Raw genomic sequence first — 24036 nt, forward strand, 5'->3', positions numbered from 1 at the left:
CATTCAATATGAAAACAATAAGTTATCCTTATAAATCAATGTGATGTAGCAGGATGAAGATGTTTATGCAAAGAATCTAAAAGTTTTTTTTGCGAGTGTTTGAATAAGTCCTTTGTTTTTCTGAATTTTAGATACAAAATACTATTGCTAAAGTACTAAAAGTAGATCATGCTGGTAAATAGATGAGACTTTGATGGCGCTTGGTTTTAAAAAAGGCAATATTTGATTTCACTGTTTGCGCTGGCATTGATTTTGCAATAACAGATAATAGTTTATTGTATGCAGAATACTGTTATTTAGATTTTGATAAAAAGAAATTTATAAAGAATATTATCATTAACAGTTATGCGAAACTTTAATGAAAATGAATCCAACTTTAATACACATAATTTTAGTGTGATTTAGTTTACAAATGCTCATTGAATGCAAAATTAAAAGTTTAAGAAGCCTTATTTTCAAAAATTCTTTATTTTTTTGTGAGTGTGTCATTTTTGCTACAGATCTTTCAAAAAAGATGCTCTATATATATTTCATTTTGGATATTTGGAGAGATTTTATGAATACAAAACGTTTAATAACAGCGTCTATTTTTTCTTTAATTTCAGCGTCTACAGCACTAGCTGCTGATGTTATAATTCCTCATCAGCCAGCATCATCGACTTCTTCTACCATTATCGCGCCTACTTTTTCATGGACAGGTCTTTATTTAGGTGTTCAAGCGGGTGGTTTTTCGAGCAAAGCTGATATGGCTCTTGTTGGTCAAGAAAAGAGTTTACCACTGGATAAAGAGTTCTCTCCTAAACTTTCAGGTTTTGCAGGTGGTTTTTATGCAGGTTCTAATATTGATCTCGGTGACAACTTTATTTTTGGCGTCGATACGGATTTAATGATATCTGGAAAAAAACACACAAAGACCATTACTATAGGTGCAGCTGATAACACTACAGTAGAAAATGCAGTCGTAAGATCCCGCAGATCCGCAAGCCTACCAACGCCTCAACCACTACAAGTAACAACATCAAGTAGATCACAAACACAAAAAGCCGCATCAACAGCATCCACAGGCGCAGGAAGAGCTGCAAGTGCAGGAGCACCTGCAGGCTCAGGAATATCCGCAGGTGCAGGAGCTAAAACGGTAACTCCAACAGAAAAATCCAAGTCAAGAAAACCTGCTACAGCACAAACTGGACAAGCAAATCCAGCTCAACAACCAAATGCAGAAGCAAGACAATCAAGTCAACCCACAACAATTGGCAATTCTGGCAATGTTCATTCTACAACAGCAGAAGAAACAGTGACGGTGGAAAGAGCATCAGGAGTTTCAACGCTATCATCAAAAACGTCATCTGCATCGTCAACAACACAACCAGTCCTCGTCAGACAAGTGACGAGAACAGATGTAGGACAGACATCGGTAAATGGATTAAAATTACCTGAATCTAAATCAATATCCTCTACCACAGGAGCAAGCTCACCAGAGCGGTCACCGCTCCTATTGGCAAGATCAGACACAGGAGATCAACCATCAGTAAGAGGAACAAATGGAGTAACGGCGTCTGCAAAATCTGCAGAAACGTCATCTGTATCAACAGGGGCTGTACAAGTGCAATCTACTCCAACAAAATCCGTTGCTGTAAAACCCGCGCCCTCTACCTCAACAACGGGAACAGAAGCAAGTCAGCCAGCAGCAAAAGCACCTGCATCGGTACAACCTGCATCACAATCATCAGCAGTAGAAAGAACAGTACCGAGCGGAGGGACACTTATACTCGCGAGATCAGGGGCATCCTCTGAATCAGCAAAAGCTTCTAATGGAACAAGCGGAGCCCAACACGGGAATCATCATAGCTCTTTCCATGGTAGCGGAAATGCTCATCCACATGGTGCATCTCATGCAGGTGGGCATGGTTCTGGTGCTCATGCGCATGGTGCTAATCCACATGCTTCTCGTTCTCATGGTGGACAGAATATGGCTGGACACGGTGCACAAAGTACACAAGCGGTGGATAAGAATGATTCCAGTGTATATGGTATAGAACAAATAAAAAAGATGGCTTCTGAACTTGGTCTTGATCAAGAGTATGAAGTTGAAACGTTAAGTCATACTTTCAAACAAAATTGGGGTGGTGCTACACGGGTACGTATTGGTTTTGCTGCTGATCGCTTTATGCCTTATCTTGCTGGTGGTATTGCTTATGGGCAATTCCAAGACACTGTATCAATATCCGTTAAGGATGAGGATGGAAGAGTCGTTTCTTCTAAGAATTTAGCTGATGAAACAAAAACCATGATTGGTTACACACTTGGTGGTGGCGTTGATTTCTCGCTTCTGGATAATGTGATTGTACGTGCAGAATATCGTTACTCTGATTTTGGTAAAAAGAAATTTGCAAAGGAAAAACTTGAAGTTAACTACAAAACCAATGATTTCCGTGTTGGTGTAGCTTATAAATTCTAATTTTTTAAAGAGTAAATTTCTAAGAGGCTCCACTGTCAGTGGAGCCTTTATTTTTTAAAAGATCACTTTTTGGTTTCTTTTCTTGTGAATTTCATGATAAAGCCCATAGAGTGTGATGATATATTTTCCTGATCGCTGCTTAATACGAATGATAAGCTCGGCTTTCCCTATAGATAAAAACCAGAGTTGCAGGGTTCAGGGAAGTTATGCAAAAATGAAATCGTAAAAGTGGACAGGGATATTTCACAATGGCTGTGAAAAATGAAACAATAGATTATTCAAAAACTCTTTATCTCCCACAGACAAATTTTCCTATGCGTGCAGGGCTTCCGCAAAAAGAGCTTGAATTGATGGCGCGTTGGGAAAATATGGGGCTTTATGCGCAATTGCGCCAACAAGCAAAAGATCGTCCATTTTATATTCTTCATGATGGTCCACCTTATGCAAATGGTCATATTCATATCGGGCATGCTTTAAATAAAGTTCTAAAGGATGTGGTTGTCCGTTCATTCCAAATGCGCGGTTTTAATGCAAATTATGTTCCTGGTTGGGATTGCCATGGGCTTCCAATTGAATGGAAAATTGAAGAAAAATATCGAGCACAAGGAAAAAATAAGGATGAGGTACCTCTTAACGAGTTTCGTCAAGAATGCCGTGAATTTGCACAGCATTGGGTAACCGTTCAAAGTGAAGAATTTAAACGCCTTGGTGTTGTGGGAGATTTTAACGCGCCTTATACTACAATGGCTTTTCATGCAGAAGCACGCATTGCCAGTGAATTGATAAAATTTGCTATGTCAGATCAGATTTATCGTGGTTCCAAGCCAGTGATGTGGTCTGTTGTGGAGCGTACGGCTTTGGCAGAGGCTGAGATTGAATATCATGATCATGAATCAGAGGTGCTTTGGGTTAAGTTTCCTGTTTTTGAAGCAAATTCTGATGATTTATATGGTGCTCATGTCGTCATTTGGACAACAACACCGTGGACAATTCCAAGCAATCGTGCAGTGAGTTATTCTTCGCAGATTTCTTATAGTATTTACGAAGTTGAAAGTGCTGAAAATGATTTTGGTCCTCAAGTGGGAGAAAAGCTTCTTTTTGCAGACGCTTTAGCGATGAGTTGTGGAGAAAAAGCCAAACTTGTTTTGAAGCGTTTGCGTGTTATTTCTTCTGAAGAGTTGAAAGCTCTTGTTCTTTCTCATCCACTCAAAGGTTTAGCTGGAGGGTATAATTATAAAATTCCATTGCTTGATGGTTCGCACGTAACAGAGAGTGCTGGTACAGGTTTTGTCCATACAGCACCAAGCCATGGGCGTGAGGACTTTGAAATTTGGAATGATTATAAGTCCTTACTGGAGCAAGCGGGGATTGATTCATCTATACCGTTTCCTGTTGATGATGCAGGGTTCTATACGAAAGATGTTCCAGGTTTAGGACCAGATCGTGAAGGAGGACCTGCACGTGTTATTGATGATAATGGAAAAATGGGTGATGCCAATAAAGAGGTCATTAACGCTTTAATTAAAGCAGATCGATTGTTTGCACGGGGGCGTTTAAAGCATTCCTATCCCCATAGTTGGCGTTCAAAAAAACCCGTTATTTTTCGCAATACACCACAATGGTTTATTTCAATGGATAAAGATTTTGGGGATGGTTCAACTTTACGTAGTCGGGCTTTGGAAGCTGTTTCAAAAACGCGTTTTGTGCCATCTTCTGGACAAAACCGCCTAGCTTCTATGATAGAGGATCGTCCTGATTGGGTTCTTTCTCGTCAGCGTTCTTGGGGGGTTCCTATTTGTATTTTTGCGAATGAGGATGGTGTTATTCTAAAAGATGAAGGTGTGAACGAGCGTATTTTACGGGCTTTTGAAGCAGAAGGGGCAGATGCATGGTTTGCTGAAGGAGCACGTGAACGTTTTTTAGGTGAGCGTGCACATGAGCCTTGGGTACAGGTTTATGATATTTTGGATGTTTGGTTTGATTCTGGAGCAAGCCATAGCTTTGTGTTAGAAGATCGGGCTGATTTGAAATGGCCTGCTGATGTTTATTTTGAAGGTTCAGATCAACATCGCGGATGGTTCCAATCTTCTCTTTTGGAAAGCTGTGGTACGCGTGCTTGTTCTCCCTATAAAGCCGTGATCACACACGGTTTTACTTTGGATGAGAATGGTAAGAAAATGTCTAAATCTTTAGGCAATACGGTTGTTCCGCAAGAGATCATTAAAACATCTGGAGCTGATATTTTTCGTCTCTGGGTTATGACAACCGATTATTGGGAAGATCAGCGTTTAGGCAAAAAAATTCTTCAAACAAATGTGGATTCATATCGTAAACTACGCAATGCAATTCGTTGGATGCTAGGAACTTTAACACATGATGATGGGGAAGAAATATCTTATGGTGCACTGCCGGATCTTGAAAAATTTATATTGCATAGGCTTTTTGAACTTGATCAGTTGATTAATCGCGCTTACGATGAATTTGATTTTAAAAAGATTATGCGTGCATTATTGGATTTTTCAATCATTGAGTTATCGGCATTTTATTTTGATATCCGCAAGGATTCTCTTTATTGTGATGCGCCTTCATCAAAAAAACGCAAGGCCTCCTTGCAGGTTGTCCGTGAGATTTTTGAGCGTATGGTAACATGGCTTTCTCCAATGTTGCCTTTTACTATGGAGGAAGCTTGGTTAGAGCGTTATCCAGAAAGCCAATCGGTGCATTTGGAACAATTTCGCTCTGTACCAGAAGAATGGCAAAACCAATCTTTGGCTGAGCGTTGGAAAAAAATTCGGCAGGTCCGTAAAGTTGTGACAGGTGCTTTAGAGCTTGAACGTGCTAATAAGCGTATTGGATCCTCTTTGGAAGCTGCGCCTATTGTTTTTATTTCCAATCTGGTTTTACGAGAAGCATTAGAAAATGTGGATATGGCGGAGATCTGTATTACCAGTGCACTCACAATTAGGCAGGACACGATACCTTCCGATGCTTTTACTTTGAATGATGTTGAAGGTGTTGGTGTATATCCAGAGAAGGCATTAGGAAAAAAATGTGCTCGATCATGGCGTTATACACAAGATGTTGGGAGTGATCCAGCTTATCCGGATGTATCTGCTCGTGATGCAGCTGCTTTGCGGGAAATACAGATTCTTGGTAAGATTTAAAATTTTAAATCAAGGGAAAGGAGTACAAGTATATTTCTCATATTGATGAATATAGTTTTTTGTGGTACAAAGTAAATTCCGTTGTTTTTTCTGCAGGGGGGAAATTTGTGTATGGACCGTTCTCTCATAAATAACGGGAATATTAATCAGCCATATACTTAGGAAATGGAATAGGCAGTGAGAAAACGTGAAATAAAAATATTTCCAATAGGAATTTTAGGGATGTGCTTTGTTCTAACGGGATGCAATTTATCCGCTCCTACCTATGGTACCAATAAACCGGTTTCGATACAGTTTTTTGAAGATGTTGCTAATATTACTTCATTAACACCAACAAATAATAGCAGCCAGATTGTTATGAAACCTCATCCAAAACTTGTAATACCAAGCCCTAGTTCACGCAGATTTTTGCCGGTACCACAACAAGATAGATCTGTCAATGAAATGGCAGCATCGAAGAAGCATCAAGGAAATACTCCTTTTCCTCATAAAGGATCGTCAGTTAATGGCGCTGGTTCAGAAAACCCTTCACAGTTGAATGCGAAGCAACGACAGGAATATTTACGTCGTCAGAGAGCACAAGTTGGAAGTTCAAAATACCGTCGCTATCTCACTGAACCACCTTTAAGTTATCGCCAACCGGTAAAAACCGCACCTATTGGTCGATAAGGGAAAGACAAAATATTTAAAGTAAAGTATTTTTCCAATTACTTATGATACTAAGCTCTCATTCACGCACAGTTATAATGCTGTTGGAGGAGGGATGTTATTCTCATGAAATAGCAATATGACAACAGCATCGAGAGAGTCCTTATGCATTTCCTAACAAGAAATATTTCTCAAGTTCATTTTGCAACATCGTTCATGTGGATAGTATAACGTAAAATCTATTGTGCTCCACTATCTTGATGCTTAGGAAGGAGAAAGCTGATACCATCATTTTATTTTCCAGACTCCAGTTGCGACAATTCTTGCATTTGAGGGCCTTCATAAGAGACATTTTTAGTCTTTTGTAAAACGTTCTTTATACAGACGATAATCTCGCTTATGATGTGCAAGAAAGTGATTTTTATTGCTTCAATGTAATTTGAAAGAGAGTATATCTACGATATGTTGGAATTTATATTTTATTATACAAAATAATGAATTATTCTTATGAATGAATGTATCATCTAATAGAAGCAATATGCATGATTAAAAGAGAGAAAAATGCTTCGAAATAGCTTTTACTACATATGTCAGAAGAATTAATAGTTTTTTAAGAGTGAAAGTTATGGAAGAAGAATTGTTTTTAGTATCGCTTTTGTACAAAAAAATCTTTAAGTAATTGAGCAGCTTCTTTTTCTTTAAAACCAGAATAAATCTCAGGTTTGTGATGACAGGTTGGTTGCTGATAAAAACGTGGACCATTTTCTATAGCACCCCCTTTGGGATCATTTGTTGCGTAATAGAGACGACGTATGCGTGCAAATGAAATGGCAGCAGCACACATAGCACAAGGCTCAAGTGTTACATAAAGATCGCAATCAGGAAGCCTTTCGTTTTGCAATGTTTCGCAAGCCATACGGATTGCGCGTATTTCTGCGTGTCCTGTAGGGTCATATGCAGATTTTATAAAGTTACCAGCGCGTGCAATGATAGCTTTTCCACGTGTAATGACAGCACCTACGGGAACTTCATCTTTTTTTGCAGCCTCTTGTGCTTCTAAAAGGGCTATTTCCATGGGCGTCAAAGTCATAATATTCTTTCTACTGAAGGTATAGAAAATCTAAAGGTTATCTCGATAAGGAATGCTATAGAATGAATAATTTATTACGCTTTTATAATGAAAAGAATACCTCTATTTTTTTTAAGAGTTTAAAACAAACTTGCAAGTCGGCAGATACATTATTGTCGTTAAAGGATAGAAAATGATAAATGATTATGCTACTTCATTTTTCAGGATAAGCGGTATGGTGCATGTGAATAATTTTCTGAACATACTTGCAAAGATTGGTTTGAAACGCAAATGAATGAAAATAATGAGAGTGAACGAATTGCTAAAAGGTTAGCGCGTGCTGGTATTGCTTCGCGTCGAGATGCAGAAATGATGATTGTTGCAGGTCGTATTTCTGTGAATGGTAAAGTCGTGACAACGCCTGCTTGTAATGTTAGCCGCTCTGATGTTATTAAAGTTGATGGCAAACCTTTACCTCCTATAGAACGAACGCGTTTATGGCTTTACCATAAGCCAGCAGGTCTTGTCACCACGAACCGTGATCCTGAAGGCAGACCTACAGTATTTAGTAACTTACCAAAAGGAATGCCGCGTGTTCTTTCTGTTGGAAGGCTTGACATTAACACGGAAGGTCTTTTGCTTTTAACCAATGATGGTGGCTTAGCGCGTGTATTAGAGCTTCCTGTAACAGGATGGGTCCGCAAATATCGCGTCCGTGCTCATGGAAGAGTAAAACAGAGTGCGCTGGATAACCTTAAAAATGGTATTGCGATTAATGGTATTTTTTATGGTTCGATTGAAGCATCAATTGAACGTGAACAAGGGTCGAATATATGGCTTTCTGTTGCGTTGCGTGAAGGAAAAAATCGTGAAATAAAGAATGTTTTAGGGGCATTGGGATTATCAGTTAATCGATTAATCCGTGTATCCTATGGTCCATTTCATCTCTCTGATTTAGAAGAAGGAGCCGTGCAAGAGTTAAAAGGGCGGATGTTACGAGATCAGTTGGGGGAGCGTTTGATTATGCAAGCCAATGCAGATTTTGATGCTCCTATTCTGAAACCCTTTTCAAATTCTGCAGTTGTTGCAGAAAAGCAAAGCCAGAAAGATCTTTCTGTTGCAAATGATGGTTGGGTTTTCTCAAGTGAAAGGGCGATACGGCGCCGACCAAGAGATGGTTCTGTTGAACATAGTCGCGCGCAATTAAGTACAAAGTCTCATGAAAATATAAAGAAGGAGAAAAGTGAAGAAGGAAAAGCAGAGCGTTTTTTACCGCGTTCTCGCCGTGCTAATGTTTGGATGGCTCCTGGTGCACGTCCGCAAAGTGCACGTAGAAAGCCTTCCTATAGTGAGGAGAAATCGCATGATCATAAGAGCGATTTGGATGGTAGAAAGTCCTTTCATCGAGGCAAGGAAAAACTAAAAGAAAGTCCGTCACACAAAGAGAAGAGGAAAAGTTTTGTTCAAAAACGTGGAAAAACATCTTATGACGAGACGCATCCCTTTGGTAAGAAAGATCGCTTTTTAAAGGATAAAGAGAAAATGATAAAAGGTGATCATGATGAACATTCTTTTGAGAGAAAGAAAAAGGTAAAATCGTTTGGTGGTGCTATGAAAAAATCTAAACCACATAGGGACGCTGCAAAAACTTCTAAGCGATTTGGAGGTCCACGTGCGGATCATAGGCGGTAAATTTGCTGGGCGTGTTTTGTTTTCGCCTGTTAATCAGTCGATTCGCCCAACGAGTGATCGTACACGTGAAAGCCTTTTTAATATTCTTTCTAGCCGTGAAGAAGAATTTTGGATCAATAAACGCATTCTTGATCTTTTTGCTGGTACTGGTGCTTTAGGCATCGAAGCACTTTCGCGTGGAGCAAAGGCGGCTGTTTTTGTTGAAAACTCGGTTGAGGGGCGTGGGTTGCTTCAAAAAAATATAGAAGCCTTTGAATTACAGTCGATAGGACGGATTTTGCGTCGTGATGCGACCAAACTTGGCAATATTGGCACAATGCTGCCATTTGATGTTATCTGCGCTGATCCTCCCTATAGCCGTTGTTTAGGTGAACGTGCTTTCGTAGAAGCTTTGCGAGGGGGGTGGGCAAAAGCTGATACACTCTTCATACTTGAAGAAAAGAAAGATACAATGATTCATTTACCTGATGTCTTTTATTTAGATGATGAGCGGTTTTATGGTGAGACAGCAATACGTCTCTATAAATTACGATCGCTTACATCTTGAGAAAGTTCTTGTTTTTATCCGATAGGATGAAAAAATGCTTCTTCACAGTTTTCTTCATTTTATATGGTTTTTAAAAGGTTAAGCAGAAAATCAATAAAAGATTCTAATGTTAAAGGAATTGATGAATTTTGATTAGCTTTAATACAGAAGGATGTTTTTTCTCCAATAGGATATATATTCCTCGATAATAGTTATGATCTTTTTTATCTAATTTCTTTCTGCCATACCTTAATCATCACATTTCATCAGCAGTTGAAAGCTTTAAGCTATGCAGTCTGCATTGATATCTTATATGATGCGTAACTTCTATTTTTGCTATTGTCTAAACTTAAAAAAGATATTTTGTTTAGTATTGAAAATATTGTTCATTTATCCTGAATATTTGTGTGTTTAGTTTAGTAATATCGCTTGTTGAGTTAATCATTACATATTAAGTAAATCTGAGAGTATTAATTATCTTATCGTTGTGCAGCTTTAAGGATACTTTTTTATATTATTCTTTATCACTAAAGATAAGTAATTTGTAAAAAAGGGGAGATTATCGTGTTTAACTTGAGTGGGTAGAACTTTCTGGTCCTTTCAAAGAAGGTGCTATAGGACGCATGAAACCTAAAAAGGGACCTACAGTAACTTTTACACTTGATAAAGTTATAAAAAATGTTTGTTTTTCTGATTATGCTAAACTTCCTTTTACACGTATGAGTTTTGATCATGAATATATTTGTTCAACAAAATCGGGTTCTTCAAATAACAAAATTCGTCATACTGTAACCATGTCTGGTTTATTTTCTCCTTTCTTTGGAATGATTATTGGGTCAAAAATTAAGTTACATCTTCGCGATGCAATGATTGAAATGAGCAGACGTGCTCTTACTGAAAACAAAAGCATCTCGTAAGGGGGGCATTTATAAAGAAGTTAATACCTTAAAAAAGGTGCAGAAATCTTAGCCTTGTTAGAATGAAATCAGTTATGAGTATATAGCAAATCGATGAGCTATGATCTGTTTTTTAGTTAGTCGTTGAAATCGTGTCAAATCATCTGAGAAAATTAATTTTGCACCAAAGATCTTATAAAAGCCATTGAATTTTATTCAATATATAAAAGCTTATAAGGCGCGCATTTTTACTGAAAATAAAGAAAGTTGTAGAAGCTTATTTCTGCTCTTGTGAATCTGTAGGTTGATATTGTCATGATATTTGCCAGTTTCTAATGTTGCGATAGTTTTTGATTTGAGAGCATTCATAAAAGACATTTTGACTCCTTCTTAAATAGTTTTTATTCATACGCCCCTTACTGATGATATGCTCGCAAATAGTTGTGATTGATTCAACATGAATAGGTTCGAAACGGAGAAAATTTAATGATATTTGATTCTTTTATGCAAATTACAAAATGATCAATTATGATTATAAATCAAAGTGTTTTTTTGTTTACAAGATTGCCATCTTATTATGAGAGAGTTTATAGAAGCGAAGAAGTATACACAAATATAAGGCATTTTCTTGATTCTTGCTTGGAAATTAAAGAATGCTATAGGAATGAAGGAAGTTATTTGACTATCCAGAGGACATAAGGCTTGTGACTTAAGTCATTTTATACTTTTCGAATTTTTGAGGATTTTGGCTTAAATTCAAATGTTATTGTTAGGCCTTTTGTTAATTGCCAAATTTTCGGTTGATTTGATTGTCAGTACAGATTGGATTATCTAAAATGATAAGGGCCCATGAGAAATCTTGAAACTAAAGAGATTTTACGGCATATACAGCATATTACGTCTTTTCATAAAGAAGCTAAAAGGGAAATGATTTAATGCATTAAAAAAAAGAATGCATGAAATATGCATAATCTTATGAATAAACACACAAGAGTTATATTCTGATTTGTATAAATTTGTCAGAATGCTTATCAATGTAAATAATAAAATATTTTAGGGAGTCTATGATGACTGACAAAAACCAGATTGAGAAAGCAGTTTCGCTGGTTGAAGCAGCAAGGCGTTCTGGGGCAGATGCTGCTGATGCTGTTATTGTTCATGCTCATTCTACCAGTGTATCAGTTCGTTTTGGGAAAGTTGAATCGACAGAAGCAGCAGAGAGCAATGATTTTACTCTAAGGGTTTTTGTTGGAAAAAAAGTAGCAAGTGTTTCTGCTAATTTAGGATCTTATCCGCAAGAACTTGCGGAACGTGCTGTTGCGATGGCTAAAGCTTCTCCCGATAGTTTATTTGAAGGTTTGGCAGATAAAGAGTGTTTGGTTAAGCATCCTAAAGATCTTGATCTTTTTGATGATTTTGTACCTAGCAGTCATTTTTTAACAGAAGATGCTTTAAAAACAGAGGCAGCAGCTCTTGATATTAAAGGTGTAAGCAATTCTGGTGGCGCTGCAACAGCTTATGGCCGTAGTGGGTTTATTCTTGTGACCAGCGATGGTTTTTGTGGAGCCTATCGCTCAAGTTGTTTTTCACGTTCTTGTAGTGCTCTTGCAGGTGAAGGAACACAGATGGAGCGGGATTATGATTATACAACAGCCTTACATTTTTCTGATTTAGAGGCAGCAGAAACTGTGGGAAAGAATGCAGGGCTTGGTGCAGTTCGACGTTTGGGTGCAGTTCGTGCGGCAACTGGGGGCGTTGATGTTATTTTTAATCCGCGTACGGCTCGTGGAATTGCAGGGCATATCGCATCTATGGTTAATGGAGCCTCTGTGGCTCGAAAAACGAGTCTTTTACAGAATTTCCTAGGTAAGGAAGTGATGAAGCCTAATGTTAATGTAACCGATCAACCTTTGCGATTACGTGGAAATGCTTCTCATCCTTTTGATGGAGAAGGGGTAGAGGGACAAACACTCAATATTATTGAAAATGGTATTTTAAAAAATTGGCTTCTTTCATCATCTACAGCACGTGAACTGGGACTTAAAACAAATGGACATGGTGTGCGTTCAGCATCATTAGTGCAGCCGACCAGTACAAATTTTGCTATTGAACCGGGTTTAGTATCGCCTTGCGATATGATAAAAGATTTGCGAAATGGATTTTATGTGACCGAATTATTCGGTCATGGCATTGATTTTATTACTGGTCAGTATAGTCGTGGGGCTTCCGGTTTTTGGATTGAAAATGGTGAAATTGCTTATCCGGTGAGTGAAGTAACGCTAGGCTCTGATTTGCTTCATATGTTAGCACATTTAACACCTGCCAATGATATTGATCGGCGTTATGGTACAGCAGCTCCAACATTATTAATTGAAGGGATGACACTTGCAGGAAAATAATACGCATCATTCTTCTGATTTAAATCTTTTGCGTGACGTTTGTCGAGAGGCAGGAGATTTAGCAATGCGGTATTTTGGATGCACGTTGGATGTCTGGATTAAAGAAGGTAATTCCCCGGTCAGTGAAGCAGATTTTGCTGTTGATCATTTCTTGAAAGAGAAGCTTCTTGGAGCTCGTCCAAATTATGGATGGATTTCAGAAGAAACAAAAGATAATCGAGAAAAACAAGATTATTATGAGCGCTCTTTTGTTGTTGATCCTATTGATGGAACGCGTGGTTTTCTTTCTGGCAGTCCTTATTGGTGTATTTCGGTTGCCATTATTGAGAATGGGCGTCCTATTGTGGGCGTACTACAATGTCCGGCTCAAGGAGATGTTTATACAGCTGTAACGGGTGGAGGGGCAACATTAAATGGGATAAAACTTCCTCGTTTAGCCTTTCAGGTTCATCGAAAATATAAAATTTCACTTGATAAATCGCTCGCACAAAAATTACCAGATGATTTCCTCAATCAAGTTAGTCTTTACCATTATCTTCCTTCTCTTGCTTATCGTATTGTTCTTGTTGCTCAAGATGAAATTGATATCGTATTAGTTCGTCCAAATTGTCATGAATGGGATATTGCCGCTGCTGATCTTATTTTGCAGGAGTGTGGAGGGTGTTTTTTATCGCTTGATGCCTCTTTACTATCTTATGGAATTGAACCTTACCAATATGGACTTTTAATTGCTGGTAAAAATAATTGCTGTCAAGATATGATAGATGTTGTTCGTCAAACAAAGTTAGTTTAATCACGTAAAAGCATGCTAAAATAATCTAAATAATATAGAGGCACATATGACTGAAACCAACGAAAAAAAACAATATTTACATCTTGTATTTGGTGGGGAATTAAAAAATCTTAACAGTAATCAATTCAAGAATCCCGATGATTTAGATGTGGTTGGTATTTTCTCAGATTATAAATCCGCTCAAGAAGCATGGCAGGCAAAAGCGCAAAGCAGTGTAGATAATGCATTACAACGTTATTACATTGTAGATTTGCATCAGTTTCTTGATGCTGAGTTAGGCGATGCAGAATAAAGCTTGAATATTTGGTTATTATAGCCTGTAGATTGCTGCACGCTTTTGTTTAGTCGTCCTTTTCATAGGTACTTTCTTCGAGTAAAATAGAACGTCGTAAAAAAGAATATGCTTGTTGTTTAAAATTCATATGTTTTCTTAAAAAAACATCTCTCAAGGCACCCAAACCCATTTCATAATAGTGTTCGTGCAAGGTATAAAATCCATTGTTGCACCACCATCTTTGCGCTTAATAAAAATGCAAGACAGTTCTATCAACCTATTTGCAACAGCAATATTATCATGACAGCGATCACTCGAAGTTTATGATTATATTGTGAATAGTTGCTCTGCTCTTGAATGGGTATGAGACATTAATGCGTTAAGATTAATACAAAGAGTAGCATTATTAATGATACGAATTACTACTCTATTGAGATTATTAGCACTCCCTACTTATCCATTGGAATTTTTTCAACGAGTTATTACTATAAGCTTAGAAACCATGAAAGTTGTTAGAAACTTACCAAAATTAGAAACTTAGAGAAACTGAATAGATTTATAAAGTTAACTTACCTCATAAGGGCTTCTTGAGTACTCGTTTAAAACTACAATCTATAAGTTAGTCATTTTGTGTTGATTATATACAATCTTAAAAGGAATAAGATATCATGCAACCTCCTGAAAAGAGAGGATTTAAAATTTTGAAAACTCTTATTTAAATTGCTGTAAGACTTTTAAGAAATTCTCTATTAAACAAGATTAGATTTTTCTGGATTACCTTTAAGAGATGATATCACGATTTAAAATGAGAACTCTATACCATTCAAAAGTTTTTTTAAAAGATTTGTTTGACATATTCATTTTATTGAAATGAAATAATAGAGATTGAGCTTCCTTTTAAACATATTTTATTTATATTAGGTTGTAATGTCTATATGGATTATTTTTTGAAAAACTGACAATACCTAACATATGTAAAAATAAGTTTTTTCTCTAAAATACCAACGTGTACAATTCAAAGCCTCACTAAAATTATAAGAAGTATTTATTCAGTGAGCTGAAAAAATATGTCATAGGTTGTATGGTATTTATCATTTATATTTTCAAAATTATAATTGATTGAAAAATAGTTTTGTTATTTTTGAGTAAGATTTTTATAGGGGGCAGAATGAAGTGATAAAATTTCATTAAAAGAGATTTAAATAATGTGTATATGTTATTTTTATCGGAAAGTTTTAAAAAAAATATGGTGATAAAATTGCATTTTTTGTCCTTTATGTATTGAATTTTCTCATGGATTAAGCGTTTTTTATTTAAGATATGGATGATATTAAAAAAATACGGAAGCAACCACTAGTGTTGATGAATTTTTTAACAAAATAAGCATATAGATATCTTAAAATAGCTGGATGAGGTGATTTTAAATGGTAGAATTAAAGGCACATACGGCTCTTTTAAGCTATCGGATAATTGGTTTTTGCTTATGTCCTGTTATTCCTTTTTATTTGTTCTTTCGTGCTATTCGTGGAAAAGAAGAGTGGTGTCGCAAAAAAGAGCGTTTAGGTAAAAGTTCTCATGTACGCCCCCAAGGTTCATTAGTTTGGTTGCATGCAGCAAGTGTTGGAGAAACACTTGCACTTTTTCCACTTGTAAATTATATTTTATCATTGAAAATCAATGTATTAATGACAACAGGGACTGTGACCTCTTCTACTCTTGTGAAAAAACATTTTGGTAATAGGTTGATTCATCAATATGCTCCTTTGGATTTAGATTTTGCAGTGCGCCGTTTTATTAGTCATTGGAAGCCTGATCTCGTCTTGATTTGTGAATCAGAAATTTGGCCCCTTCGTATTAAAGAACTTGCAAAAATGCGTATTCCGCAGATTTTGGTTAATGCCCATATGTCTGAACGTTCTTTTAAAGCTTGGCAAAAACGACGCGTTCTTGCCAAACATATTTTTAAGGATATTGATTTGGCGATTGGTCAAAACGAAAGAGATGTAGCTTATTACCATAAACTTGGCGTAAAATCTGTTACGTTTTCTGGTAATCTCAAGGCTGATGTTTTTCTGGTTGAAAATCAAGCATTGCTTGCACGTTATCGTAATGCTATCGGCAATCGCCCAGTTTGGGCAGCTGTTTCAACGCATGAAGGGGAAGAGGAGATTGCTTTTGAGGTCCATAAGATTGTTAAAAATTATTTGCCAGATTTATTGACAATTATTGTGCCTCGTCATCCTGAACGTTCAGAAGATCTTATCAGAAAATGCGATAATAAGGGGTTAAGTTTTATTCGTAGGAGTAGAGATGCTGTTCCAAACATGAATACCGATATTTTATGGGGAGATACCATTGGAGAAATGGGGCTTTTTCTTCGCTTATCGAAAGTTTCTTTCGTTGGTAAATCGTTATGTGGAAATGGTGGACACAATCCATTGGAATTGGCTTTACTTGGTTCCGCTATTTTGACAGGGCCCCATGTTTCAAATTTTCAAGAGATGTTCAAACAATTTCTAACGCATGATGCAGCATATATGGTTCAAGATACAAAGCAGCTTGCTATTCAGGTGTATAAGCTTTTAACAAATGAAACATTGCGACAAGAAATGGTTGATAAGGCTCATGAAGTGGCGACAGGTATGGCAGGTGCACTTGAGCGCACATTAAAGATTTTAGATCCATTTTTACAACCCCTTGTAATACAAACAGGTTTACGTCAGCGTCAGGGTAGATATGCATATTAGCGCCCCCCATTTTTGGTGGAAAAATAAAAGCTTTTTGCGTTTTGTATTAGCCCCAGTTTCATGGGGGTATGGTTATTTTTCAAGTCGTTTTATGGCAAGACAGCCTCCCGTGATTAATCTGCCTGTTTTGTGTATTGGAAATTTTACATGTGGTGGTGCGGGTAAAACGCCGGTTGTTATTGCTTTTACCAAGGTGGCTAAAGAACTTGGTTTTGTACCTGGTATTGTATCTCGTGGTTATGGTGGATCAGTTAAAGGGGTACATCTTGTAAATGAGAAATATGATACTCCACACAATGTTGGAGATGAGGCACTTTTACTTGCACGGCATGCTTTTGTAGCTGTATCACCTAATCGTTATGCAGCGGCGCAACGGCTTAAGCAAGAGGGATGTAATCTTATTTTAATGGATGATGGATTTCAAAGTCGCCGTCTTTATATGGATTATGCGTTACTCGTTGTTGATGCGATGCGCGGTTTTGGTAATGGAGCTGTCTTTCCAGCAGGACCTTTGCGCGTACCATTAAAAACGCAGTTTTCTTTTATGGATAGTGTTTTATTGATTGGTCACTCCGATGTGCCTGATAATGTTGCTTTTCTTGTTTCGCGTACTGGAAAGCCTTTATATCGTGCTCATCTTAAAGCCAGTGCTTCTGATGAGGTTTCAGGAAAATCATTTTTGGCATTTGCCGGTATTGGCAATCCAGATAAATTTTTTAAATCTATTAAAGAATTGTCTGGTCATGTGGTGCAAACTTACATATATCCAGACCACTATTTTTTCACAGATGAAAATTTAAAAAGCCTTATACAAAAGGCTAAAATGCACAATTTATGGCTCGCAACAACAGCTAAAGATTATACCCGTATACAGACAATTCACACGCAAAAAGATTTGAAAAATCTTATTGTCTTTGATGTGAATGTCGATTTTGTTCAAAAAGACTTCTGTCGCATGGTTCTTGAGGAGGTCATGACCCGCTTTAGAAAACGTTCCCTTGAGTTTTCTTGTCTAAAAGGCAAAGGCTAAATTTATAGCTTTCAAAGGGTTATTTTTCTTTTGTTTTTAACAATTGCTTGAGATATGGGTTGCACTCAAGTTCACGTTGATAGGAGATTTCACAACTAGCATATGCTTCTTGGCGGTGATGATTCCAATATTTTAAATCATCTATAGGGATTTTTTGCCCGCTAACAGCACAAATAGTATAGGTACCATATTCTATAATGTCATATCCGTTATTAGAATAATGAATTTTTGCTTCGCGTTCACTATCGGAAAACATTATAACTCCTTTTTGCTTGATACAAGAGATTCAAGAAAAGTGCCATAAAATATATTATAAAGTCGAGAGTTAATTTAAAAATATTTTTCTTGTCAAAATGATGAAGAGTTTATTTTCTGCCAAAAAGCCGTTCTATATCTGCCAATTTGAGTTCAATATAAGTAGGGCGTCCATGATTACATGTACTTGTATTAGGTATTGCCTCCATTTGCCGTAATAGTGTGTTCATTTCTTCGGGGCGTAAAAGGCGCCCTGACCGTATTGAGCCGTGACAGGCCATCGTTGCTGCAACATAATCAAGCATTTCTTTTAAATTATTTGTTGTATCATACTCAGCGGCCTCATCTGCGAGATCTTTAATAAGGGCTTGGACGTTGATCTCTCCTAACATGGAAGGTGTTTCACGCACAACAATTGCTCCTGGTCCAAATGATTCTATTCCTAATCCAAATTTTTGCAAAGCATCTTTATGCGTTAAAAGACATGTTGCATCCTCTTCAGAGAGTTCTACAATTTCAGGAATAAGTAATAACTGTGAAGGAAGTGGTTTGGAATAAAGTGCATTTTTGAGTGCTTCATAAACCAATCGTTCGTGAGCTGCATGCTGATCGACAATGATCAAACTATCTTGTGTTTGGGCGATAATATAGTTTTTATGGATTTGTGCTCTGGCCGCTCCTAATGGATAAGATAACTCTTCTGATGAAGATGTAGTGCTTGGAATGTATGCATCCCCACTTGGTATATTTAAGCCCTCCATAATAGGAGCGGCATCTTCTTTTAAATCAAAAGAGCTAGTACTATCCAATGGTTTTTGGACCATTGAAGCGCTGGTAAAATGATGAGGCTGTGAACTGTAAGAAGAGGACAGGTGCGTGTTCTTAAAATTGCCTAATGGTTGTTGTGCCAATGATTGTTGTGCCAATGATTGTTGTGTTTGAAATGCAGCAAGCATTGCTTCAGAACGGGTTGAGGTAGGACGAATACCAGATTGCTGCAATGCTTCACGAATAGCTCCAACAATCAAACCACGAATTAATCCCGGATCACGGAATCGTACATCAGCTTTGGCTGGGTGAACATTAACATCTACCTCAGCAGGTGGGAGATCAATAAAAAGAATAGCGACAGGATAACGATCTCGTGTCATGACATCAGCATAAGCACCTCGGATAGCGCCCCATAGAAACTTGTCACGCACGGGACGCCCATTAACATAAGCAAATTGATGAAGGCTGTTATTTCGGTTGAAAGATGGTAAACAGGCAAAACCTGTTAAGCGCACCCCTTCGCGTTCAGCATTCAGCGCAATGCTATTAGGGGCAAATTCTTTTCCCATAATTTGCGTAATACGTTGTAATTGTCCTTGAATATTATTTTCTGTAGCAGACAGTTCCATAGATGTTCTGTCTAATCCTGAAAGAGAAAAGCGGATATGTGGAAATGCAATAGCAATTCGCTTAATCATATCGCTAATAGCATTTGTTTCAGCCCGATCAGTTTTCATAAATTTTAATCGTGCCGGCGTGACAAAGAAAAGATCACGAACTTCAACAATTGTTCCAAGATTTGCAGCAGCTGGTTTGGGTCCTACAATTTTTCCTGCAGTAACGGAAATTTCAGCAGCGCTCTCAGCATCTTTTGTTCGTGAAATGAGTTTAAGTTTAGCAACAGAACCAATAGAAGGGAGGGCTTCTCCTCTAAATCCAAGGAAGCAGATATTGTGTACGTCATCGGTAATCTTTGAGGTACAATGGCGAGAAACTGCTAAAGTTAACTGATCTGCAGGAATTCCATAACCATTATCACTCACCTTTATAAAATTTTTTCCACCATTTGCTGTAATAATTTCAATGCGTGTTGCACCAGCATCAATAGCGTTTTCAACAAGTTCTTTGACAACATTTGCTGGTCGTTCAATAACTTCACCGGCGGCGATTTGATTAATAATATTTTCGCTAAGATGGCGTATAATCATAATAAATTCTAACAGGAATCTTAAGGGTTCTATAGAAAATTATGATAACATCATTTGCGCGACATTCAAGAACAAGAGAGCTGAGAGGTATTATTTTTACAATACCTCCTATTTTATTTTATGTTAACAAATCAGTTGGAAAAAACATAGAAATAGTTTTTATCACTTTAAAATAGCTTGCACCGATTTATCATCTAGGTCAAAAAAGAAACAATGTAAAAAGGGAAGGCAATATATATGGCGCGTATAAGCGGTATTTTAGCAGATAGTGATATACAAGCTTTGATTGAGAATAACGTTCTCAAGGCTCAGTATCCATTTGATAGATCTCAAATACAACCAGCAAGCCTTGATCTTCGTTTAGGGGAGAAGGCTTATCGTATACGTGCTTCTTTTATGCCGGGCCCTAATACAAAAGTTTTGGATAAGCTTGAACGGTTAAAGTTGCATGAGTTTGACTTACGAGACGGAGCCGTTTTGGAAACGGGGTGTGTTTATATTGCTCCTCTTTTGGAAAGTTTAGCGTTACCAGAATTTTTATCTGCTGTTGCCAATCCCAAAAGTTCTACAGGCCGATTAGATATTTTTACACGTGTCATTACGGATAATGCTCAGGAGTTTGATAAAGTTTGTGCTGGTTATCATGGTCCACTTTATTTGGAAATTAGTCCACGCACATTTCCAATTTTGGTGCATACAGGCTCACATTTATCACAGCTTCGGTTTAGAAAAGGGCAAAGTTATTTAAATGAAATAGAGTTGCACACTTTGCAAAGGCAAGAAACACTGATATCGGATGATTTTCCTAATATTAGTGTTGGTGGTATTGGTCTTTCCATTAATTTAAAGGGAGACGAAAACGGGCTTATAGGTTATCGTGGTAAACATCATACAAGTGTTATTGATATTGATAAACGTGCTGTTGCCCACGTTTTAGATTTTTGGGAACCTCTTTTTGATCGTGGTCAGAGAGAGTTGGTTCTTGATCCTGATGAATTTTACATTTTAGTTTCACGAGAGTCTGTTCATGTGCCTCCGCTTTATGCCGCAGAAATGACTCCTTTTGATCCTTTAGTTGGTGAGTTTAGGGTGCATTATGCAGGCTTTTTTGATCCAGGATTTGGGCATAAGGAGGCGGGTGGAAAAGGAGCAAGAGCGGTTTTAGAAGTGCGGAGCCATGAAGTTCCTTTTATCTTAGAGCATGGTCAAATTATTGGCCGTTTGGTCTATGAGCATATGCTTAATCGGCCATCAACCCTTTATGGACATGATGTTGGATCACATTATCAAGCACAGGGTTTAAAGTTGTCCAAGCATTTTAAATGAGTTGGGAACCACGAATTTTGATAACATGTATGCAGAAAGCGTATTTTAGATAAAAGAAAAATTTATCCTTCATAAAACCGGCACTATGCATTTTATTTTCAGTTTTCAAAGTTATGGTTTTGTATTTGAGAGGGTATGAGAGGCATTTTTACTTCTTTTTTAAAGAGGTTTTATCTATACAAACTCCATTTATGATGTGCAAAAGAATAGTTTTGGTTATTTCATCATGACAAAATCTACAATGAAAGAATTTTACTATATTCAATATGTTATTCATATTTATTATTATAATAAATCAATAGGTTAATAAAATTCAATATAACAGTAGCGTATTCACTTTTCAAAGTAAATATGCGAGATTGGATGCTACACTTGGCGCCATTTTTCTAGAGCTTAAATGACCAGTATATTTTATTTCGTATAAAAATTATCCTTAAGAGCCAATAAATAAGTTTTTCACTACAGTTTAGTAACAATTTTTTTAAACATTGTTCTAATTTTAGTAACTCATTTATAGCCTCAAGATATAATATTGCTAGAAAATTATTCAATTAAATATGAAGAGCTTCTATTAGTATGAACATTAAAAGTTTTTTTATGCTTTATGTGAATTAGACACTGTATATTTTTATAAACTTTCATGAACAAGTAACAGGTCTCAGTTTTGAATATTGATATAAGAAGATTTATGGATGTATGCGACAGCTTTATTTACAGTATTAATAAAGGATTTTTTCATCTTTTGGGGGAGATTATGGTTTATACTTAATGACACTCTATATTCTTAATAACTGATAATGTAAGGACCTTTGGAGGGAGAAACGACTTTAAATTATAACTAATTAAGCTACGGAGCAATCGCTTTCGAAGAGGTATTGGTTTAACGAGAGTATAACATTTCAATTGCACATGAACGATATATGAGTAGATACGTTATTAATGATACTACATACTGTGAGATTTTAAATTTGGATAAGAGAAATAAAGACGTTGTTTTTATCAATTAGTTTTTTTAGAAAGTTGCAATCTCTGTTGCTTTTATCTATTCAATAGAGCGTTTTGGGAGGATGTCGAATAGGTAGGTATACGGATTCGCTTTTATGCGTTTTAGGATGTTTTCTTTTTTCATTTAGGAACAATGGTGCCATCAATGATTATTTCTTCAACACTTGATTATCGTAAAGCAGCAAAGCGTCGTCTTCCTCCCTTTCTTTTTCACTATATTGATGGTGGGGCTTATGCTGAAGAAACGATGCGACGTAATTGTACAGAACTTCAAGCACTTGCATTGCGTCAAAGGATTCTAAGGCAAGTTGGTGAAGTTGATCTTTCAATCAAGCTTTTTGATCAGACACTTGATTTACCGATTGTACTTGCACCTGTTGGGCTAACGGGCATGTATGCACGTCGTGGAGAAGTAAAAGCAGCGCGTGCCGCAGCGGCAAAAGGGATTCCTTTTACTCTATCCTCTGTTTCAGTTTGTCCCATTGCGGAAGTACAAGAGGCGGTTGGAGATGCATTTTGGTTTCAACTTTATGTTCTCAAAGATCGCGGTTTCATGCGTGATGCACTAGAACGGGCTTGGTTGGCTGGTGTACGCACGTTGGTTTTTACAGTTGATATGCCAATTCCTGGTGCACGTTATCGTGATGCGCATTCGGGAATGTCTGGTCCTTATGCTGGTTTACGCCGTTTTTTACAAGCTTTGACTCATCCATATTGGGCTTGGAACGTTGGTGTTATGGGGCGCCCTCATGATCTTGGAAATGTCTCCACTTATCTCAAAAAGAAAATTGCATTGGATGATTACGTTGGTTGGCTTGGTGCAAATTTTGATCCATCAATTGGTTGGCATGATCTACAATGGATTCGCGATTTTTGGAAAGGAAAAATGATTTTGAAAGGTATTCTTGATCCAGAAGATGCGCGAGAAGCAGTAAAATTTGGTGCGGATGGTATTGTTGTTTCTAATCACGGCGGACGTCAGCTTGATGGTGTATTATCAACAACACGAGCGTTGCCTGCAATTGCGGATGCTGTAAAGGATCATTTGACTATTTTAGTGGACTCAGGTGTTCGTTCTGGTCTTGATGTTGTACGCATGATAGCACAAGGTGCGGATGCTGTTATGATTGGTCGTGCTTTTGTTTATGCGCTTGCAGCAGCAGGTAAGAAAGGTGTTATGCATCTCCTTGATCTTTTTGCTAATGAAATGCGGGTAGCTATGACACTGACCGGTACTCAGACAATCAAAGATATTACACGCAAGAGTTTAGTAAATATAGATGTTTTTAAGTAACGAAATCAATATGTTATACTTATTTTAGAAAAAGAAAGTCTTTTTATAGAGGAGCATAATTATATACTTTACAAATATGTTGATAGTTAAATTTAAATAGAAAAGATCAAGAAGCTCCTCTATAAAATCACAGAAAATACTAAGTAACTACAATAATACTAAGTAACTACAATAATATTAACGCAAAAATCTTAATAATAATAAACACAAAAAAAATACTAATAACATTGCATACATCTTTTATTTACGTTATTAACAGCTCATTCTATGGATAAAAAGGAACAAGCGCTGATATTAAAGGCAAAACAACTGTTGATATAGAAAAAATAGATATAAATAATGCTGTGAGCATTTTTCCCTCCTATATATAAAAACATAATATATTAATCACTCTTTTTCCACATTAGCATAAAATATAAACCTCATTTAGTTTTATTTTAATATAGAATAATATTAATTATGATATATAAATAAAATTATT

General features: G+C 37.0%; 16 protein-coding genes and 1 pseudogene. 13 read left to right on the forward strand and 4 right to left on the reverse strand.

What is annotated here, in order from left to right:
* The first annotated feature begins 556 nt into the window (after positions 1 to 556).
* The 3 genes from ACFILY_RS03625 to ACFILY_RS03635 all read left to right on the forward strand — a co-directional run bounded on the left by ACFILY_RS03625 (position 557) and on the right by ACFILY_RS03635 (position 6291).
* Positions 557 to 2458 (forward strand): porin, encoded by a 1902-nt coding sequence (locus ACFILY_RS03625; protein ID WP_375637508.1) that lies wholly within the window; start codon positions 557 to 559, stop codon positions 2456 to 2458.
* Between the two features lie 248 nt (positions 2459 to 2706).
* Positions 2707 to 5622 carry an isoleucine--tRNA ligase gene (gene ileS, locus ACFILY_RS03630; protein ID WP_375637507.1) on the forward strand — a complete coding sequence of 972 codons (2916 nt, stop codon included), beginning with the start codon at positions 2707 to 2709 and terminating at the stop codon, positions 5620 to 5622.
* 177 nt (positions 5623 to 5799) lie between these two features.
* A complete protein-coding gene (locus ACFILY_RS03635) occupies positions 5800 to 6291 on the forward strand; it encodes a hypothetical protein (protein ID WP_375637506.1) in 492 nt (163 codons plus the stop codon).
* Between the two features lie 622 nt (positions 6292 to 6913).
* Here ACFILY_RS03635 and ACFILY_RS03640 read toward each other — a convergent pair.
* A complete protein-coding gene (locus ACFILY_RS03640) occupies positions 6914 to 7360 on the reverse strand; it encodes a nucleoside deaminase (protein WP_273790416.1) in 447 nt (148 codons plus the stop codon).
* A 270-nt stretch (positions 7361 to 7630) separates the two neighbouring features.
* Between ACFILY_RS03640 and ACFILY_RS03645 the strand changes: the two genes are divergently transcribed.
* From ACFILY_RS03645 to ACFILY_RS03655, 3 genes and pseudogenes are all read left to right on the forward strand, one after another.
* A complete protein-coding gene (locus ACFILY_RS03645) occupies positions 7631 to 9031 on the forward strand; it encodes a pseudouridine synthase (protein ID WP_375637505.1) in 1401 nt (466 codons plus the stop codon).
* The gene (gene rsmD, locus ACFILY_RS03650) at positions 9012 to 9578 is read left to right on the forward strand and encodes a 16S rRNA (guanine(966)-N(2))-methyltransferase RsmD (RefSeq protein ID WP_375631031.1); all 567 of its coding nucleotides are present in this window, start codon (positions 9012 to 9014) and stop codon (positions 9576 to 9578) included. The genes ACFILY_RS03645 and rsmD overlap by 20 nt, the downstream gene beginning before the upstream one ends.
* 551 nt (positions 9579 to 10129) lie before the next feature.
* Positions 10130 to 10474, forward strand: a pseudogene (locus ACFILY_RS03655) (hypothetical protein); the annotation flags it as partial.
* Positions 10475 to 10684: 210 nt separating this feature from the next.
* Here the strand turns inward: ACFILY_RS03655 and ACFILY_RS03660 are convergent.
* Positions 10685 to 10831 carry a hypothetical protein gene (locus ACFILY_RS03660; RefSeq protein ID WP_273790420.1) on the reverse strand — a complete coding sequence of 49 codons (147 nt, stop codon included), beginning with the start codon at positions 10829 to 10831 and terminating at the stop codon, positions 10685 to 10687.
* 689 nt (positions 10832 to 11520) lie between these two features.
* Between ACFILY_RS03660 and ACFILY_RS03665 the strand changes: the two genes are divergently transcribed.
* From ACFILY_RS03665 to lpxK, 5 genes are all read left to right on the forward strand, one after another.
* A complete protein-coding gene (locus ACFILY_RS03665; protein ID WP_273790421.1) occupies positions 11521 to 12852 on the forward strand; it encodes a TldD/PmbA family protein in 1332 nt (443 codons plus the stop codon).
* Positions 12839 to 13645, forward strand: a complete 807-nt coding sequence (locus tag ACFILY_RS03670) for a 3'(2'),5'-bisphosphate nucleotidase CysQ (RefSeq protein WP_273790422.1) — start codon at positions 12839 to 12841, stop codon at positions 13643 to 13645. The genes ACFILY_RS03665 and ACFILY_RS03670 overlap by 14 nt, the downstream gene beginning before the upstream one ends.
* A 46-nt stretch (positions 13646 to 13691) precedes the next feature.
* A complete protein-coding gene (locus tag ACFILY_RS03675; protein WP_273790423.1) occupies positions 13692 to 13937 on the forward strand; it encodes a DUF4170 domain-containing protein in 246 nt (81 codons plus the stop codon).
* Between the two features lie 1406 nt (positions 13938 to 15343).
* Positions 15344 to 16666 carry a lipid IV(A) 3-deoxy-D-manno-octulosonic acid transferase gene (gene waaA, locus ACFILY_RS03680; RefSeq protein ID WP_375637504.1) on the forward strand — a complete coding sequence of 441 codons (1323 nt, stop codon included), beginning with the start codon at positions 15344 to 15346 and terminating at the stop codon, positions 16664 to 16666.
* Complete coding sequence (gene lpxK, locus ACFILY_RS03685) at positions 16656 to 17696, forward strand: tetraacyldisaccharide 4'-kinase (protein ID WP_273790425.1); 1041 nt, start codon at positions 16656 to 16658, stop codon at positions 17694 to 17696. Before waaA ends, lpxK begins: the two co-directional genes overlap by 11 nt.
* Before the next feature lie 19 nt (positions 17697 to 17715).
* On the opposite strand, the gene ACFILY_RS03690 is transcribed toward lpxK, so the two are convergent.
* Positions 17716 to 17952 (reverse strand): DUF2093 domain-containing protein, encoded by a 237-nt coding sequence (locus tag ACFILY_RS03690; protein WP_273787833.1) that lies wholly within the window; start codon positions 17950 to 17952, stop codon positions 17716 to 17718.
* Positions 17953 to 18061: 109 nt separating this feature from the next.
* Entirely contained in the window at positions 18062 to 19930 is a 1869-nt protein-coding gene (gene mutL, locus ACFILY_RS03695) for a DNA mismatch repair endonuclease MutL (RefSeq protein WP_375637503.1), read from the reverse strand.
* Between the two features lie 237 nt (positions 19931 to 20167).
* Here mutL and ACFILY_RS03700 point away from each other — a divergent pair, with 237 nt between their 5' ends.
* Positions 20168 to 21256 carry a 2'-deoxycytidine 5'-triphosphate deaminase gene (locus ACFILY_RS03700; RefSeq protein ID WP_375637502.1) on the forward strand — a complete coding sequence of 363 codons (1089 nt, stop codon included), beginning with the start codon at positions 20168 to 20170 and terminating at the stop codon, positions 21254 to 21256.
* Positions 21257 to 22406: 1150 nt separating this feature from the next.
* Positions 22407 to 23555, forward strand: coding sequence for an FMN-dependent L-lactate dehydrogenase LldD (gene lldD, locus ACFILY_RS03705; protein WP_273790428.1), 1149 nt, complete (start codon positions 22407 to 22409; stop codon positions 23553 to 23555).
* The last annotated feature ends 481 nt before the right edge of the window (positions 23556 to 24036 follow it).

The sequence above is a fragment of the Bartonella sp. CL25QHWL genome (assembly GCF_042195335.1).
Lineage (GTDB): Bacteria > Pseudomonadota > Alphaproteobacteria > Rhizobiales > Rhizobiaceae > Bartonella.

Bases quoted from the DNA above. Each gene is read 5' to 3' on its own strand.
- mutL (WP_375637503.1), bottom strand. From the start codon at position 19,930: ATGATTATACGCCATCTTAGCGAAAATATTATTAATCAAATCGCCGCC.
- waaA (WP_375637504.1), top strand. From the start codon at position 15,344: ATGGTAGAATTAAAGGCACATACGGCTCTTTTAAGCTATCGGATAATT.
- lpxK (WP_273790425.1), top strand. From the start codon at position 16,656: ATGCATATTAGCGCCCCCCATTTTTGGTGGAAAAATAAAAGCTTTTTG.
- ACFILY_RS03660 (WP_273790420.1), bottom strand. From the start codon at position 10,831: ATGTCTTTTATGAATGCTCTCAAATCAAAAACTATCGCAACATTAGAA.
- ACFILY_RS03700 (WP_375637502.1), top strand. From the start codon at position 20,168: ATGGCGCGTATAAGCGGTATTTTAGCAGATAGTGATATACAAGCTTTG.
- lldD (WP_273790428.1), top strand. From the start codon at position 22,407: ATGATTATTTCTTCAACACTTGATTATCGTAAAGCAGCAAAGCGTCGT.
- ACFILY_RS03690 (WP_273787833.1), bottom strand. From the start codon at position 17,952: ATGTTTTCCGATAGTGAACGCGAAGCAAAAATTCATTATTCTAATAAC.
- ACFILY_RS03640 (WP_273790416.1), bottom strand. From the start codon at position 7,360: ATGACTTTGACGCCCATGGAAATAGCCCTTTTAGAAGCACAAGAGGCT.
- ACFILY_RS03645 (WP_375637505.1), top strand. From the start codon at position 7,631: ATGAATGAAAATAATGAGAGTGAACGAATTGCTAAAAGGTTAGCGCGT.
- ACFILY_RS03675 (WP_273790423.1), top strand. From the start codon at position 13,692: ATGACTGAAACCAACGAAAAAAAACAATATTTACATCTTGTATTTGGT.
- ACFILY_RS03665 (WP_273790421.1), top strand. From the start codon at position 11,521: ATGACTGACAAAAACCAGATTGAGAAAGCAGTTTCGCTGGTTGAAGCA.
- ACFILY_RS03625 (WP_375637508.1), top strand. From the start codon at position 557: ATGAATACAAAACGTTTAATAACAGCGTCTATTTTTTCTTTAATTTCA.
- ileS (WP_375637507.1), top strand. From the start codon at position 2,707: ATGGCTGTGAAAAATGAAACAATAGATTATTCAAAAACTCTTTATCTC.